15 protein-coding genes and 1 other annotated feature are annotated in these 15,916 nt (G+C 41.1%); all 15 genes read left to right on the plus strand.

The genetic code is table 11. From position 1 onward, the window contains the following. Positions 1 to 385 precede the first annotated feature (385 nt). The 15 genes from AAHB12_RS21940 to AAHB12_RS22010 all read left to right on the plus strand — a co-directional run bounded on the left by AAHB12_RS21940 (position 386) and on the right by AAHB12_RS22010 (position 15,895). On the plus strand, positions 386 to 847 hold the full coding sequence (locus tag AAHB12_RS21940; RefSeq protein ID WP_342047097.1) for a CtsR family transcriptional regulator: 462 nt from the start codon (positions 386 to 388) through the stop codon (positions 845 to 847). 26 nt (positions 848 to 873) lie between these two features. After that, positions 874 to 1,422 carry a UvrB/UvrC motif-containing protein gene (locus AAHB12_RS21945; protein WP_342047099.1) on the plus strand — a complete coding sequence of 183 codons (549 nt, stop codon included), beginning with the start codon at positions 874 to 876 and terminating at the stop codon, positions 1,420 to 1,422. A gap of 4 nt (positions 1,423 to 1,426) precedes the next feature. Further along, positions 1,427 to 2,503 carry a protein arginine kinase gene (locus AAHB12_RS21950; RefSeq protein ID WP_129730265.1) on the plus strand — a complete coding sequence of 359 codons (1,077 nt, stop codon included), beginning with the start codon at positions 1,427 to 1,429 and terminating at the stop codon, positions 2,501 to 2,503. Positions 2,504 to 2,516: 13 nt separating this feature from the next. Then, positions 2,517 to 4,952: an ATP-dependent protease ATP-binding subunit ClpC gene (gene clpC, locus AAHB12_RS21955; protein ID WP_342047102.1), complete on the plus strand. Its 2,436-nt coding sequence runs from the start codon at positions 2,517 to 2,519 to the stop codon at positions 4,950 to 4,952. Between the two features lie 232 nt (positions 4,953 to 5,184). Beyond that, positions 5,185 to 6,561, plus strand: coding sequence for a DNA repair protein RadA (gene radA, locus AAHB12_RS21960; RefSeq protein ID WP_129730269.1), 1,377 nt, complete (start codon positions 5,185 to 5,187; stop codon positions 6,559 to 6,561). Between the two features lie 2 nt (positions 6,562 to 6,563). Continuing rightward, positions 6,564 to 7,637 (plus strand): DNA integrity scanning diadenylate cyclase DisA, encoded by a 1,074-nt coding sequence (gene disA, locus AAHB12_RS21965; RefSeq protein ID WP_129730271.1) that lies wholly within the window; start codon positions 6,564 to 6,566, stop codon positions 7,635 to 7,637. 160 nt (positions 7,638 to 7,797) lie between these two features. Continuing rightward, positions 7,798 to 8,904, plus strand: coding sequence for a PIN/TRAM domain-containing protein (locus tag AAHB12_RS21970; RefSeq protein ID WP_342047104.1), 1,107 nt, complete (start codon positions 7,798 to 7,800; stop codon positions 8,902 to 8,904). Positions 8,905 to 8,917: 13 nt separating this feature from the next. Continuing rightward, a complete protein-coding gene (ispD, locus tag AAHB12_RS21975) occupies positions 8,918 to 9,595 on the plus strand; it encodes a 2-C-methyl-D-erythritol 4-phosphate cytidylyltransferase (RefSeq protein WP_342047105.1) in 678 nt (225 codons plus the stop codon). 12 nt (positions 9,596 to 9,607) lie between these two features. After that, the gene (ispF, locus tag AAHB12_RS21980; RefSeq protein WP_129730277.1) at positions 9,608 to 10,087 is read left to right on the plus strand and encodes a 2-C-methyl-D-erythritol 2,4-cyclodiphosphate synthase; all 480 of its coding nucleotides are present in this window, start codon (positions 9,608 to 9,610) and stop codon (positions 10,085 to 10,087) included. Positions 10,088 to 10,135: 48 nt separating this feature from the next. Beyond that, positions 10,136 to 11,587 (plus strand): glutamate--tRNA ligase, encoded by a 1,452-nt coding sequence (gene gltX / locus AAHB12_RS21985; protein WP_129730279.1) that lies wholly within the window; start codon positions 10,136 to 10,138, stop codon positions 11,585 to 11,587. 49 nt (positions 11,588 to 11,636) lie between these two features. Beyond that, positions 11,637 to 11,853, plus strand: a binding site (T-box leader). Positions 11,854 to 12,184: 331 nt separating this feature from the next. Next, the gene (gene epsC / locus AAHB12_RS21990; RefSeq protein WP_129730281.1) at positions 12,185 to 12,850 is read left to right on the plus strand and encodes a serine O-acetyltransferase EpsC; all 666 of its coding nucleotides are present in this window, start codon (positions 12,185 to 12,187) and stop codon (positions 12,848 to 12,850) included. Further along, entirely contained in the window at positions 12,831 to 14,231 is a 1,401-nt protein-coding gene (gene cysS, locus AAHB12_RS21995) for a cysteine--tRNA ligase (RefSeq protein WP_342047108.1), read from the plus strand. Before epsC ends, cysS begins: the two co-directional genes overlap by 20 nt. Before the next feature lie 2 nt (positions 14,232 to 14,233). Beyond that, on the plus strand, positions 14,234 to 14,647 hold the full coding sequence (locus AAHB12_RS22000) for a Mini-ribonuclease 3 (protein ID WP_129730285.1): 414 nt from the start codon (positions 14,234 to 14,236) through the stop codon (positions 14,645 to 14,647). Then, the gene (gene rlmB / locus AAHB12_RS22005) at positions 14,637 to 15,380 is read left to right on the plus strand and encodes a 23S rRNA (guanosine(2251)-2'-O)-methyltransferase RlmB (protein ID WP_129730287.1); all 744 of its coding nucleotides are present in this window, start codon (positions 14,637 to 14,639) and stop codon (positions 15,378 to 15,380) included. Before AAHB12_RS22000 ends, rlmB begins: the two co-directional genes overlap by 11 nt. A gap of 2 nt (positions 15,381 to 15,382) precedes the next feature. Then, positions 15,383 to 15,895 carry an NYN domain-containing protein gene (locus tag AAHB12_RS22010; RefSeq protein ID WP_129730289.1) on the plus strand — a complete coding sequence of 171 codons (513 nt, stop codon included), beginning with the start codon at positions 15,383 to 15,385 and terminating at the stop codon, positions 15,893 to 15,895. Positions 15,896 to 15,916: the final 21 nt, after the last annotated feature.

Consider the following 15,916-nt stretch of genomic DNA (forward strand, 5'->3'; position numbering starts at 1 on the left):
TCCTCTGGATACGGTTCTTTTTATTTTTGAAAAAAAGTCATCTGTACTATGAACATAATGTTTTTTCCGAAATAAACTGTCATATATATCAGATTTTGTAGAGGTTTTTGTTTACACTTTAAGAAAGTATAAATTTCTGGCCAGAAGCCAACTCTACGTAGTCGGAAATAGTATATAAGTGCACTACGCCTCTGTCTTCGCCCAAGAGCGTGGCCCACCAATCGGCAAGTTTTCTTTAAGGAAAATATAAAATCTTCTCTTTTAAGAGATTAATGATATGCCAATCTGGAAAGGATAGTGATGCAATGCAAAAGGGTTGCAAAATTCTGAAATACATATATAATTAAAGTCAAAGATAGTCAAAGTCAATAAAGGTGGAGGGTGAATGAGAAATATATCTGATATCATCGAACAGTACTTGAAGCAAATTATTGACTTAAGCGGAAATCAGATTATTGAAATTAAAAGGAGTGAAGTTGCTGATAAATTTGAATGTGTTCCTTCTCAAATTAATTATGTAATTAATACGCGTTTTACGATAGAGAGAGGTTTTATCGTAGAGAGCAAAAGAGGAGGAGGAGGCTACATTCGCATTATGAAGGTTAAACTTCATGACGAGGTAGATGTTATACATCAAATGCTTCAACTTGTAAAGAACAGCATTTCACAGTTAAATTCCGAGAGCATTGTAGGTCGTCTTGCAGAAGAAGAGATCATTACCAGCAGGGAAGCGAAATTAATGTTAAGTGTTCTGGATCGATCCGTCCTATTAACAGATTTGCCTTATCGTGATGAGCTTCGTGCTCGTATGCTAAAAGCAATGCTAACAGCTTTAAAGTATAAGTAGTTCCTATTTAAAGGTGGGGATGCACTTTGATATGTCAAGAATGTAATGTAAGACCAGCTGCTTTACATTTTACGAAAATTGTAAATGGTCAAAAAACTGAGTTTCATATTTGTGAGCAATGTGCTCAAGAAAAAGGATATTCATCATTCTTCTCTTCATCAGCAGCTACTTTCTCCTTTAGTAAACTCTTGTCAGGATTATTAAATCATAGTCAAACATCTACAGAAAAACAATCAGATGCTATTTCTAAAGAGGAAGTTCTTTCATGCCGGCAATGTGGTATGACTTATCAAAAATTCATAAAGCTTGGACGTTTTGGATGTGCGGGGTGCTATGAGTCCTTTTTGCCTCATGTGGAACCAATTTTACGCCGTGTTCATAGCGGAAATACAGTACATCAAGGAAAAATTCCAAAACGTATGGGAGGAAATCTTCATTTAAGGAAGGAATTAGATGAGTTAAAGGTGAAATTACAACAGTATATTCACCAAGAAGAGTTTGAGAATGCAGCTACAGTCCGTGATAAAATCCGAAATATTGAAAAGCAATTAAGTGAACATAGAAGGGAGGACTAGTTCTATGTCACTCGATCGCATTATTAATGAGGCTATCAGTCCTTGGATGAGGGAGGATGGTCCAGATTCTGATATTGTGTTAAGTACCCGTATTCGTTTGGCTAGGAACTTAAAAAGTTACACATTTCCGACCCTAATTTCAAATGAGGTTGCTTTGCAAATCATCCATATGTTTGAGAGCACCTTCTCAGGGCAGATGTTGAATCATTTTGGAAATCTCGAAATGTTGAAGATGGAGGATATGCAACCGATCGAGCGTCGCGTACTCATAGAAAAGCATTTGATTAGTCCGGATTTAGCTGAAAACTCCCAAATTGGTGCTTGTCTATTGTCAGAGAATGAACAAATTAGCATTATGATTAATGAAGAAGACCATGTCCGCATACAGTGTCTATTTCCTGGTTTTCAGTTATCAGAGGCATTAGATGTTGCAAATCATGTAGACGATTATCTTGAGCAGCATGTAGAGTATGCATTCGATGAAAAGAGAGGATATTTGACAAGCTGCCCTACCAATGTGGGGACTGGACTTCGTGCTTCAGTTATGATGCATTTGCCGGCGTTAGTCCTAACGCAGCAAATGAATCGAATTGTTCCCGCCATTAATCAGCTAGGTTTAGTTGTCCGCGGTATTTATGGAGAAGGAAGTGAAGCGTTAGGGAATATATTTCAAGTCTCTAACCAAATTACATTGGGTAAATCCGAACAAGACATTGTTGAGGATTTAAAAAGTGTAGTGCAGCAGCTTGTCCAACAGGAACGCAGTGCGCGAGAATACCTTGTTAAAACATGGGGTATTCAGCTTGAGGATAAAGTTTATCGTTCATACGGTATACTCTCTCATAGTCGTTTGATTGAATCGGGAGAAGCGGCAAATTGCCTTTCCTATGTTCGTCTTGGAATTGATCTAGGATACATTGAAAATCTTTCCCGCAATATTTTGACAGAGTTAATGGTTTTAATGCAGCCTGGTATCTTACAGCAATATACAGGCGGTCCTCTTCATCCAGAGGAACGGGATTTCCGCAGGGCTGCACTTATTCGGGAAAGGCTGTTACTCGAGCAAAATAAAGATAAGTAGGAGGCTGATTCGTATGATGTTTGGAAGATTTACTGAGCGCGCACAGAAAGTGCTGGCATTATCTCAAGAAGAGGCAATTCGTATCGGTCATAATAATATTGGAACTGAGCATATTCTTCTCGGTCTTGTAAGAGAAGGAGAGGGCATTGCTGCAAAAGCGTTACTTGCATTAGGGCTAAGTCCTGAGAAAATTCAAAAAGAAGTAGAGGCTTTAATCGGCAGAGGAACAGAAGTAGCTCAAACGGTTCATTACACGCCGCGCGCTAAAAAGGTAATAGAACTTTCTATGGATGAGGCACGTAAGCTTGGACATTCCTACGTAGGTACAGAACATATTTTGTTAGGTTTGATTCGCGAAGGAGAAGGGGTAGCTGCAAGAGTTCTCAATAATCTTGGGGTTAGCTTAAATAAAGCAAGACAGCAAGTGCTTCAGCTTCTTGGCAGCAACGAATCATCCTCTGGTCATCAAGGAGGGGCAGCAGCTAATGCAAATACTCCGACGCTTGATAGTCTAGCTCGTGATTTAACTGCGATTGCTCGTGAAGGACGTTTAGATCCAGTTATCGGCCGCAGTAAGGAAATTCAGCGTGTAATTGAGGTATTAAGCCGTAGAACGAAAAATAATCCTGTTCTAATTGGTGAACCAGGCGTTGGTAAAACTGCAATTGCAGAAGGATTGGCCCAACAAATTATAAACAACGAAGTGCCGGAAACGCTTCGTGATAAGCGTGTTATGACGCTTGATATGGGGACTGTAGTTGCTGGAACGAAGTATCGCGGTGAGTTTGAAGATCGTCTGAAAAAGGTAATGGATGAGATTCGTCAGGCTGCAAATATCATTTTATTTATTGATGAATTGCATACCTTGATCGGTGCAGGAGGGGCAGAAGGTGCTATTGATGCATCTAACATTTTAAAACCATCCTTAGCCCGTGGAGAACTACAATGCATTGGTGCAACAACACTTGATGAGTATCGTAAATATATTGAGAAGGATGCTGCGTTAGAGCGTCGCTTCCAGCCGATTCAAGTAGATGAGCCAAGTGCTGAAGAATCCATTCAAATCTTAAAAGGCTTGCGTGATCGTTATGAAGCACATCACCGTGTATCAATTACAGACGATGCAATCGATGCAGCTGTGAAGTTTTCAGATCGTTACATTACAGATCGTTTCTTGCCAGATAAAGCAATCGATTTAATTGATGAAGCTGCATCTAAGGTTCGTTTACGCTCTTACACTGCTCCTCCAAACCTAAAAGAGCTTGAACAAAAGCTTGAGGAAGTAAGAAAAGAGAAAGATGCCGCGGTACAAAGTCAGGAATTTGAGAAGGCAGCATCCTTGCGTGATACGGAGCAGCGTCTGCGTGAGCAGCTAGAAGATACAAAACGTCAGTGGAAAGAACAGCAAGGTAAGGAGAACTCAGAAGTGACTGTAGAGGATATTGCGAGCGTCGTATCTACATGGACACGTATTCCTGTTTCTAAGCTGGCTCAGACAGAAACTGATAAACTCTTGAACCTGGAAAACATTCTTCATGATCGTTTAATTGGCCAAGAAGAAGCAGTCGTTGCAGTTGCAAAAGCAGTTCGCCGTGCAAGAGCAGGTTTAAAAGATCCGAAGCGTCCAATTGGCTCCTTCATTTTCCTTGGACCGACTGGTGTTGGTAAAACAGAGCTTGCCCGTGCTTTAGCAGAATCCATGTTTGGTGACGAAGATGCAATGATTCGCGTTGATATGTCTGAGTATATGGAGAAACATTCTACTTCTCGTCTTGTTGGTTCTCCTCCAGGTTATGTGGGATATGAGGAAGGCGGCCAGCTTACAGAGAAAGTTCGACGCAAGCCGTATTCTGTTATTTTATTAGATGAAGTAGAAAAGGCACATCCGGATGTGTTTAATATCTTATTACAGGTGTTAGAGGATGGGCGTTTGACAGACTCCAAAGGACGTACGGTGGATTTCCGCAACACAATCGTAATTATGACATCCAATGTTGGTGCGGATGCTTTAAAACGCGGGAAGCATCTTGGGTTTAATGTTCAAGATGAAAATGCACAATATAAGGATATGAAGGGCAGAGTTATGGAGGAATTGAAGAAATCATTCCGTCCAGAGTTCTTAAACCGAATTGATGAAATTATTGTCTTCCATCCGCTAGAGAAAAAGCACATTAAAGAGATTGTAACACTTATGGTGAACCAACTGAAAAAGCGTCTGATTGAACAAGAAATTGATCTGGAGTTAACAGATACCGCCATCGAACAGATTGCTGATAAGGGATTTGATCCAGAGTATGGTGCGCGTCCGTTACGCAGAGCTATCCAAAAGCATGTAGAAGATAGATTGTCTGAGGAACTTCTCAAGGGCACAATTGAGAAAGGACAAAAGGTTGTGCTTGATGCAGAAGGAGAATCATTTGTCATTCGCAGCGCAGAGAAGGTAAAATAGTGGTAGGAATGGAAAAGGGGCTAAGTAGTAGCTCCTTTTCTTACTATATAAGGAAAATATAGCCTTTAGGAAAAATGTTGCTTAAGGAAAGATGTTAATTAAGATATATTAGTAAGTAATTGATGATAAAGTCTAGTGATGTCCATTTTCTTACTATTTTTGTTTTTTAAATATAGAAAATTCGGAGAAAATGATAGTATATTTTATGTATAGAAGTGAAGAGGGAAATTGAATGGCGAAGAAAAAAACAAAATTTGTATGTCAAGAGTGCGGCTATCAGTCACCGAAATATATGGGGAAATGCCCAGGATGTAGTTCCTGGAATACAATGGTGGAAGAAATAGAAGAGACTATATCGAGCCGACGCCTTACATTTGCAACAGGTGCTCAGACAGAGTTCTCCCAGCCGCGTCCTATTACGCAGGTGGAAACAAAGCTGGAATCCCGTATTGAAACACGTTTTCAAGAGTTTAATCGTGTACTTGGAGGCGGGATTGTTGGCGGCTCCCTTGTATTGATTGGAGGAGACCCAGGGATTGGAAAGTCCACCTTGCTGCTTCAAGTATCATCTCAATTGGCAAATAGTTCTTATAGTGTATTGTATATATCAGGAGAGGAGTCTCCAAAGCAAATTCGCCTTCGCGCAGATCGTTTAGATGTGAGCAGCGACCAATTGTTGGTACTTTCGGAAACAGATTTACAGCGTATTTCTCGATACATAGAAGAATTAAATCCAGCCTTTGTAGTTATTGATTCGATTCAGACAATCCATTTGCCCGAGGTTACGTCAGCACCAGGGAGTGTGGCACAGGTAAGGGAATGTACAGCAGAGCTTATGCGGTTGGCCAAAACGAAAGGAATTCCGATTTTTATCGTTGGGCATGTAACAAAAGAGGGGGCTATTGCAGGTCCGCGTTTACTAGAGCATATGGTAGATGCTGTTTTATATTTCGAAGGCGAGCGTCATCATACATATCGCATTTTAAGGGCTGTTAAAAATCGATTTGGCTCTACAAATGAGATGGGAATTTTTGAGATGAAGGAGCTTGGGCTGCAGGAAGTGTTGAACCCTTCAGAGATTTTTCTGGAGGAGCGCCCTGTAGGAGTAGCCGGCTCAACAGTGGTGGCCTCTATGGAAGGAACCCGCCCTGTTCTTGTAGAAATTCAGGCACTCATTTCTCCTACAAGCTTTGGCAACCCTCGTCGTATGGCAACAGGGATTGACCATAATCGTGTTTCACTTATTATGGCCGTTCTTGAAAAGCGAGCAGGCATGCTGCTCCAGAATCAGGATGCATATTTGAAGGTGGCAGGTGGCCTCAAACTAGATGAACCCGCAATTGATTTGGCAGTTGCCTTAAGTATTGCTTCTAGTTTTCGTGATAAATCTTCAGCTCCTACAGATGTAGTAATTGGAGAAGTTGGCTTGACAGGTGAGGTGCGCAGGGTATCACGGATTGAACAAAGGGTGCAAGAGGCAGCGAAGCTTGGTTTTAAACGAGCGATTATTCCAAATAAAAATTTAGGAGGTTGGAGCACTCCAGAGGGAATTGAAGTTGTTGGAGTATCCAATATAGGAGAGGCCCTTAGATATACGTTAGGAGGATAAAGATGGAGGAAAATAAGCAGCGATCGAAAAGCATCATCAATATTCTGCAACTTGTAGCTCCGGGCACTCCTATACGCGAAGGAATAGATAATGTTCTCCGTGCCCAAACAGGCGGTCTCATTGTACTAGGGTATAATGAACAAATTAAAGGGATTGTTGATGGTGGCTTTCATATTAACTGTTCGTTCTCACCGGCAAGCTTATATGAACTTGCTAAAATGGATGGAGCTCTTATTCTAAATGAAGTGGGCAGCAAGATTTTATTTGCGAATGCCCAGCTTACACCAGACGCTTCCATAGAATCCATTGAGACCGGGATGCGTCATCGGACAGCAGAACGAGTTGCAAAGCAGACAGGAAACCTTGTGGTTGCGATTTCGCAAAGGAGGAATGTAATCACTCTGTACCAAGGAAACTTACGTTATACATTGAGAGATATCGGCGTAATCTTAACTAAGGCCAATCAAGCCATTCAGACTCTAGAGAAATATAAAACTGTCTGGAGCGAAGGAATTACTAATTTAGGTGTATTAGAGTTTGAAGAGGCTGTAACACTCGGAGAGGTGTTACATGTGTTACATATTGTAGAGATGGTGCTTCGTATTAAAAATGAAATCTATAGCTATATTCATGAGCTTGGAACAGAAGGGCGACTCATACGACTGCAACTAGCAGAACTATTATCTGATTTAGAGGAAGAGGCAGCTCTTCTTATTAAGGATTACCATTATGAAAAAACACAAGACCATTACCACATTTTGAAAAAGCTGCAGGACCTATCTAATACAGGATTACTTGAAGATAATGATTTGCTGAGGCTGCTCGGTCACTCTGGCCAAGTTAGTCTTGAAGAAAGCATGATGCCGCGCGGTTATCGAATTCTAGGGAAAATTTCACGTTTGCCGCCGCTTGTGATTGAGAATTTAACCAACAAATTCAAGAATTTGCAAGGTATTTGCCGAGCTTCTCTCGCTGATCTTGATGAGGTAGAAGGAATTGGGGAAGTACGGGCAAAGAAAATACGAGAAGGTCTGAAACGGATTCAAGAGCATCTGTATATGAGCCGGCACAACTAATAATGTAATATTCATATGAAAGTACGATAACATATGAACTTTTTTAAATTGTGGTATGATATATTTGGAAAGGAAATGAAAGGCAGAGAGAATATAGCTTATTTTCTATTTCATGTTTTTGAAAAAATCATACTGTCAATAATGAGTAGGAGGTGGTTGAATGTTAAAACGGATTGTACAGCTATTCTTTTTGGTAGTTGGGGGTGCCTTAGGGATATTTTTGATTCCTACAGTAGCTAAAATGCTTAATATTGGATCCATCCCTGTGCTAGAGGAATCTTATATTCGTGCGATTATTGGTGCAATCGTCTTGTTTGTTACAACATTCTGGCTTGTCGATTATATTGTTCATTTGATTAAATATGTAGAGGAAACTTTAGTTAAAGCGCCGGTGACAGATGTATTATTTGGAAGTGTAGGACTTATTACCGGACTTATATTTGCTTATTTAATTCTTATTCCTATCAAAACTATTACGGTGCAAATTATTAGCACAGTGCTCCAAATCTTTGTTACGCTTTTATTTGGATATTTAGGCTTTCAGGTAGGGTTGAAAAAGAGAAATGAACTTGTAGCGCTTTTCTCCTTACCACAGCGCGTAGTGAAGCGCAAAGGCAATAGTGGAGATGGAGAAGAAGTTGAGGTTGAATTACAGCAAAGAAACTTTAAGATTCTTGATACAAGCGTTATTATTGATGGACGTATTGCAGATATTTGTCAGACAGGTTTTTTAGAAGGTGTAATTCTCATACCACAATTTGTCTTAGCTGAGCTGCAGCACATCGCTGATTCTTCTGATACGCTAAAGCGTAATCGCGGGAGACGTGGCCTGGATATTTTAAATAGGATTCAAAAAGAGCTGCTCATACCAGTAGAAATTTATGAGGGTGATTTTGAGGATATACAGGAGGTTGACAGCAAGCTCGTGAAGCTTGCTAAGGTGATGAACGGAACGGTTATCACAAATGATTTTAACCTGAATAAGGTATCCGAGTTGCAAGGTGTGAAGGTATTAAATATAAATGACCTAGCGAATGCGATTAAGCCTGTAGTGCTTCCAGGAGAGGAATTACGGGTATATGTTGTGAAGGATGGAAAAGAGCATAATCAAGGTGTAGCTTATTTAGACGACGGTACAATGATTGTTGTGGAAGATGGAAGAGAATCTATCGGTTCTCAAATTGATGTTCTTGTTACAAGTGTTTTGCAAACTTCTGCGGGACGAATGATTTTTGCAAAACGTAAGCTATTAGAGAAAGCATTATAAGCAGAGGGTTGTTATGAGGTATACTTTAATTATTCCAGCAGCGGGACAAGGAAAGCGGATGGGGGCGGGACTAAATAAACTGTTTCTCCCCATCGCTTCCGTACCGCTTATTATTCATACATTGCGCGTATTTGAGAAAGATGAAGCATGTGAACAAATTATTCTTGCTGTTAACGCAGATGAACAACCTGTTTTTGAGCGCTTTATTAAACAATATGATATAAAGAAACAAATTGTATTTGCCATAGGTGGTCAGGAACGGCAGGATAGTGTCTACAATGGACTGCTGCAAGCAGGTAAAGCGTCGTATATTCTTGTGCATGATGGTGCAAGACCCTTTATTACAATAGAAATTATTCAAAGTGTACTATCGGAGGCGGTGCGGAAGGGCGCCTCCATTTGTGCTGTTCCGGTAAAGGATACGATTAAAAGAGTGGAAGACGGAAGTGTTGTAGAGACGGTAGAACGTTCTAAACTATGGGCTGTTCAAACACCACAGGGGTTTCATCTTTCCACCTTGTCTGAGGCTCATGAGGAAGCTCGTAAGATTGGATATTTAGGAACTGATGATGCCAGTCTTGTGGAGCGGCTTGGAAAAGCTGTCGGAGTTGTATCAGGAAGTTATTTTAATATAAAAGTGACGACTCCAGATGATTTAGTAGTAGCGGAAAGTTTTTTAGCAAGAGGATAGGAGAGATTTTACATGTTTCGAATCGGACAAGGGTTTGATGTACATGCCTTTGCAGAAGGACGGCCTCTTATTATTGGAGGAATTACAATACCTTACGAGAAAGGATTGCTCGGTCATTCTGATGCAGATGTGTTATTACATACGATTGCGGATGCTTGTTTAGGTGCAATTGCAGCAGGAGATATCGGCAAGCATTTTCCAGATACAGATTCTGCCTTTAAGGATGCGGATTCGGCAGTTCTACTACAGCGTGTTTGGGAGATTGTCATTGAGAAAGGGTATGAGCTATGCAATTTAGATTGTACAATTATTGCTCAAAAGCCTAAAATGGCACCTCATATTGAGGCGATGCGTGTACGGATTAGCGAGCTATTGGAAACATCAATTGAAAATATAAATGTAAAAGCAACGACAACAGAAAAGCTTGGTTTTACAGGTCGAGAAGAAGGAGTTGCTTCTCAAGCGGTTGTCCTGTTGAAAAAAAGAGTGTAACCTTATACACTTTGTATCGTACACAATTTAAAACGGAAGGTGTCATACATGTCAAAACGAGTCAGATTACGATATGCTCCGAGTCCAACAGGACATTTACATATCGGAAATACAAGAACAGCGTTGTTTAACTATTTATTTGCGAAAAACCAAGGCGGAGATTTTATTATCCGTATTGAGGATACTGATTTAAAGAGAAATATTGCAGGCGGAGAAGAAAGTCAGCTGCAAAACTTAAAATGGCTTGGCATCGAATGGGATGAGAGCATTGATAAAGAAGGTGCATACGGTCCGTATCGCCAAACAGAGCGTTTGGATATTTATCAAAAATATACAAATGAATTAATGCAGCGGGAAGTAGCGTATCATTGCTATTGTACAGAAGAAGAACTTGAGGCAGAACGGGAAGCGCAGCAGGAGCGCGGTGAAACGCCTCATTATTCAGGGAAATGTCGCCACCTAACACAGGAGCAAAGAGAGGCATTTAAAGCTGAGGGACGAATTCCAAGCATTCGTTTTGCAGTACCGAAGGAGAAGTCCTATACATTTACTGATATGGTAAAAGGAACGATTTCCTTTGATGCAAATGAGATGGGCGACTTTGTTATTGTGAAGAAGGATGGTATCCCTACCTACAATTATGCTGTTGTTATCGATGATCATCTTATGGAAATTACGCATGTGCTTCGCGGAGAAGAGCATATTTCTAATACGCCGAAGCAGTTGATGATTTATGAGGTATTTGGCTGGGAAGCTCCTCAATTTGGTCACATGACGCTTATTGTAAATGAGAATCGAAAGAAATTAAGCAAACGTGATGAATCTGTGATTCAATTTATTCAGCAATATGCTGATCTGGGCTATTTGCCAGAGGCGATGTTTAATTTTATTTGTTTACTTGGATGGTCTCCAGTCGGAGAAGAGGAAATTTTTACGAAGGAACAATTTATTGAAATGTTTGATCCGGCTCGTTTATCTAAATCGCCGGCTGTATTTGATACGCAAAAGCTGAAATGGATGAACAACCAGTACATGAAAAAACAAGAGCTCGATCGTGTGGTAGAGCTTTGTACACCACATCTTATCAAAGCAGGCCGGATTAGTGAAGCTGAAGTACAAACAGATTGGGTTCGCGGACTTGTTGCATTGTATCATGACCAGCTGAGCTATGGTGCAGAGATTGTTGAGTTATCAGAGTTATTTTTCAAGGATGACATTAGCTATGATGAAGAGGCACAAGCTGTTTTAAACGAAGAACAAGTGCCAGAAGTAATGCAAGTATTTTTATCTCAAGTAGAGGCAATTGAAGATTTTACACCAGAGGCTGTGCAGGCGGCGATCAAGGCTGTTCAAAAGCAAACAGGTCAAAAAGGGAAGAAGCTATTTATGCCGATCCGTGTTGCTACAACAGGTCAAACACATGGTCCGGATTTACCAAAAGCAATCTCTCTTCTTGGTAAACAAAAGGTTTCTGCACGAATTCAAAAAGTTATTGGTTAACATTTTTATGTGAGATGCAATATAATAAAAAATACTTAATACACCAATATAAACAGCGAAGAGAAGGAAAAGTAAAAAACCATATTCTTTTCAGAGAGAATCGCCAATGGCTGTGAGCGATTTAAGAATAGGTTTTTGAAGTGCGCCTTTGAGCCTTCTGTTGAAATAAAAGTAGGCAGAAGCGGTGAAGAGCCGTTATGGAAAGCATGAGTGGAGGTCGATTCGGCCTAAACAGAGTGGAACCGCGCTGAAAAGGCGTCTCTGTCGTTTGTACAGAGGCGTCTTTTTTTGTACTTTAAAAAGATACAAATTTCCAGTCGGGAATTTTAGGAATAAAGTGTAACTACGCCTCTGTCATCGCCTCTGTCATCGCCTATAGGCTCGCCAATCGGCAAGTTTTCTTTACACCTTAAGAAAGTATAAATTTCTAGCTGGAGGGCAATTCGACGTAGTTAGAAATTTTAGGAACAAAGTATAAGTGCAACTATGCCTCTGTCTTCGCTTCGCCCAAGGGCAGGGCTCACCAATCGGCAAGTTTTCTTTATTGGTACTGTTACTTATATTGCGTTAGAAATTGGCTGAAAAGGAGGGAAACGAATGTTTCAAAAGCTTCGGGAGGATATTGAAGTCATTTTTGAACAAGACCCAGCAGCACGAAGCTATTTGGAAGTCATATGCACATATGCTGGATTACACGCCATTTGGGCTCACCGGATTGCTCATGTATTATATAAGAAACGATTTTTCTTTATGGCACGTATGATTTCGCAAGTTAGCCGCTTTTTTACTGGGATTGAGATTCATCCGGGTGCTACGATTGGCCGCCGTCTTTTTATTGATCATGGTATGGGCGTCGTTATCGGCGAAACTTGTGAAATTGGTGACAATGTGACCTTGTATCAAGGTGTAACGCTAGGCGGAACAGGAAAGGAAAAAGGCAAGCGCCACCCCACTATTGAGGATAACGTGTTAATTGCAACTGGCGCAAAGGTTCTTGGCTCCATTACGGTAGGGAAAAACTCTAAAGTTGGTGCAGGCTCTGTTGTTTTGAAGGAAGTTCCGCCTAATTCTACTGTTGTTGGGATACCGGGCCGTGTGGTTATCCGCGATGGGATAAAAGTGAATCGCGACTTGAACCATTGTGACTTGCCAGACCCCATTGCTGACAAATTTAAGGCGATGGAGGAAGAGATACGGCAATTGAAGGAACAGCTTACATTATCTAAGGAAGGAAAGAATTCAAATGACTATTTATCTTTATAATACCCTTACTCGCAAGAAAGAAGAATTTGTTCCGCTTGAGGCAAACAAGGTAAAAATGTATGTATGTGGTCCGACTGTATACAATTACATTCACATCGGAAACGCACGGCCTGCTATCGTATTTGATACAGTGTGCCGTTATTTAGAATATAAGGGCTATGAAGTGCAGTATGTGTCCAATTTTACTGATGTTGATGACAAACTCATTCGCGCAGCAAAAGAGCTTGGTGAGGATGTACCAACAATTGCTGATCGATTTATTGCAGCATACTTTGAAGATGTAACGGCTTTAGGATGCCGCCATGCTGATGTACATCCGCGTGTGACAGAGAGTATGGATTTGATCATTTCATTTATTGAAGAGTTGATCAAAAAAGGATACGCTTATGAATCTGCAGGGGATGTATACTACAGAACAAAGGAATTTGCAGGGTACGGCAAGCTGTCCCACCAATCCATTACAGATTTGCGTCACGGCGCGCGCATTGAAGTTGGTGAAAAGAAACAGGACCCGCTGGACTTTGCATTATGGAAGGCGGCAAAGGAAGGAGAAATCTCCTGGGATAGTCCATGGGGGAAAGGTCGCCCAGGCTGGCATATCGAGTGCTCAGCGATGGCTAGAAAATACTTAGGGGATACGATTGATATTCATGCTGGCGGACAGGATTTGGCATTCCCTCACCATGAAAATGAAATTGCACAATCGGAGGCATTAACAGGCAAGCCATTTTCACGTTATTGGCTCCATAATGGATATATTAATATTAATAATGAAAAAATGTCGAAGTCTCTTGGAAACTTTATTTTGGTGCATGACATTATTAAGCAATATAATCCGCAGTTAATTCGATTCTTTATGCTTTCTGTGCATTACCGTAATCCTATTAACTTTAATGAAGAATTGCTGCAAAGCACGCAAAACGGTTTGGAACGCATTCAAACTGCCTATGCTAACTTAAAGCATCGGATGGACAGCAGTACAAATTTGACAGAAAACGATGAATCTTGGATTTCAGAGGTTAAAGCATTCCGAGAAGCATTTGAACAGGCTATGGATGATGATTTTAATACGGCGAATGCGGTAACAGAGCTCTATAATTTAGCTAATTATGCGAACCAATATTTACTTGAACAGCATACTTCAAAAGCCGTGATCGAGACATTTTTGACGGAATATGAGGAGTTATTTGAAGTGCTGGGATTGAGTCTTAACCAACAACAAGAGCTTCTTGATGAGGAGATTGAAACGCTTATCGAGCAACGGAATAATGCCCGAAAAGAGCGTAACTTTGCACTAGCTGATCAAATCCGTGATGATTTAAAGGCCCGCAATATTATCTTGGAAGATACGCCGCAGGGTGTAAGATGGAAAAGAGGATAAGCATGATCGATGTAAAGCAATTAAACAGTCTTGCTTTAGCGTATATGGGTGATGCGGTGTATGAACAGTATGTTCGGCATCACCTTCTTTTAAAAGGATCTGTCCGCCCTAATCAGCTGCATCGTTTGAGTACAAGCTATGTATGCGCAAAGGCGCAAGCCAAGGTTGTATACGCGTGGCTTGACGGAAAAGTTTTAACAGAAGAAGAGGAAGCCATCCTTATGAGGGGGCGAAACGCAAAATCAGGCTCAGTCCCGAAAAATACAGATGTACAAACATATCGATATAGTACGGCATTTGAAGCAGTAATCGGCTTTCATTATTTATCAGGTAATGAAGAGCGGCTGCAAGAGCTTTTGTCGGCCGCTATTTTAGCTTTAGAAGAGCAGGAAGGAGAAAAAAAGAATGGATCATGAATATATTATTGGCAGAAACCCCGTCATTGAAGCATTGAAGTCAGGACGCGATATTAATAAAATTTGGGTAGCTGAGGGAGCGAATAAAGGGCAAATTCACACTGTTTTACAGCTGGCAAAGGAGCAAGGAGTCATCGTTCAGCAAGCGCCGAACAAAAAGCTTGACCAATTGGCGGAGGGAAATCATCAAGGGGTTATTGCGCATGTAGCAGCCTATAAGTATGCAGAGCTGGATGATTTATTCCGTAGGGCGGAGAAACAGCAGGAAACCCCATTTTTCCTAATTTTGGATGAGATTGAGGATCCCCACAATCTTGGTTCCATTATGAGAACGGCAGATGCTGTTGGGGCGCATGGAATTATTATTCCGAAGCGTAGAGCAGTTGGTTTAACTGCAGCGGTCGCAAAAGCATCTACTGGAGCCATTGAGTATATTCCAGTGGTGCGTGTAACAAATTTGACGAGAACCATTGAAGAATTAAAGGAACGCGGTATATGGATTGCCGGTACCGATGCAAAGGGAACGGACGATTACCGTAGACTAGATGGCACAATGCCATTAGGTCTTGTAATCGGCAGCGAAGGAAAGGGGATGAGCAGGCTCGTCAGGGAGCAATGCGATTTTCTTGTGCGATTGCCAATGGCTGGAAAGGTCACATCTCTTAATGCTTCCGTTGCTGCTGGACTTCTTATGTACGAGGTATATCGTAAGCGTCATCCGCTTGGTGAGTAGAGATGAAAGAGATCTTGATTGTCGACGGCTATAACATTATCGGTGCCTGGAAAGAACTTCGTAAGTTAAAGGATACGGATTTGCAGTCGGCCCGTGATGTACTTATCGATAAAATGGCAGACTATCAAGGGTTTACAGGGATAAAGGTCATTATCGTTTTTGATGCGTATTACGTACAAGGAATTGAGAAGAAAACGAACCAGGCGAAGGTGGAAGTGATCTTTACCCGCAAAAACCAAACAGCTGATGAAAAAATTGAGCAACTTGCCATTGAACTTAGGGAAATTGATACGAGCATTTCAGTAGCTACATCGGACTATACGGAACAATGGGTTATTTTTGCGCAAGGAGCCCTGCGCAAGTCTGCACGTGAGCTGGAGATTGAAGTAGAGCTAATGGAGGGGCAGGTACGCCGTAGAATTCAGGAGCAAAAAGAACAAAAAGGAGCATTTCAATCCCGATATAATAAGGAAATTACAGAAAAATTGGAAAAATTAAGGCGGGGAGAGCTTTGAGGCATTGACGCTCATAAAGCG

The organism is Bacillus sp. OTU530 (assembly GCF_038440375.1).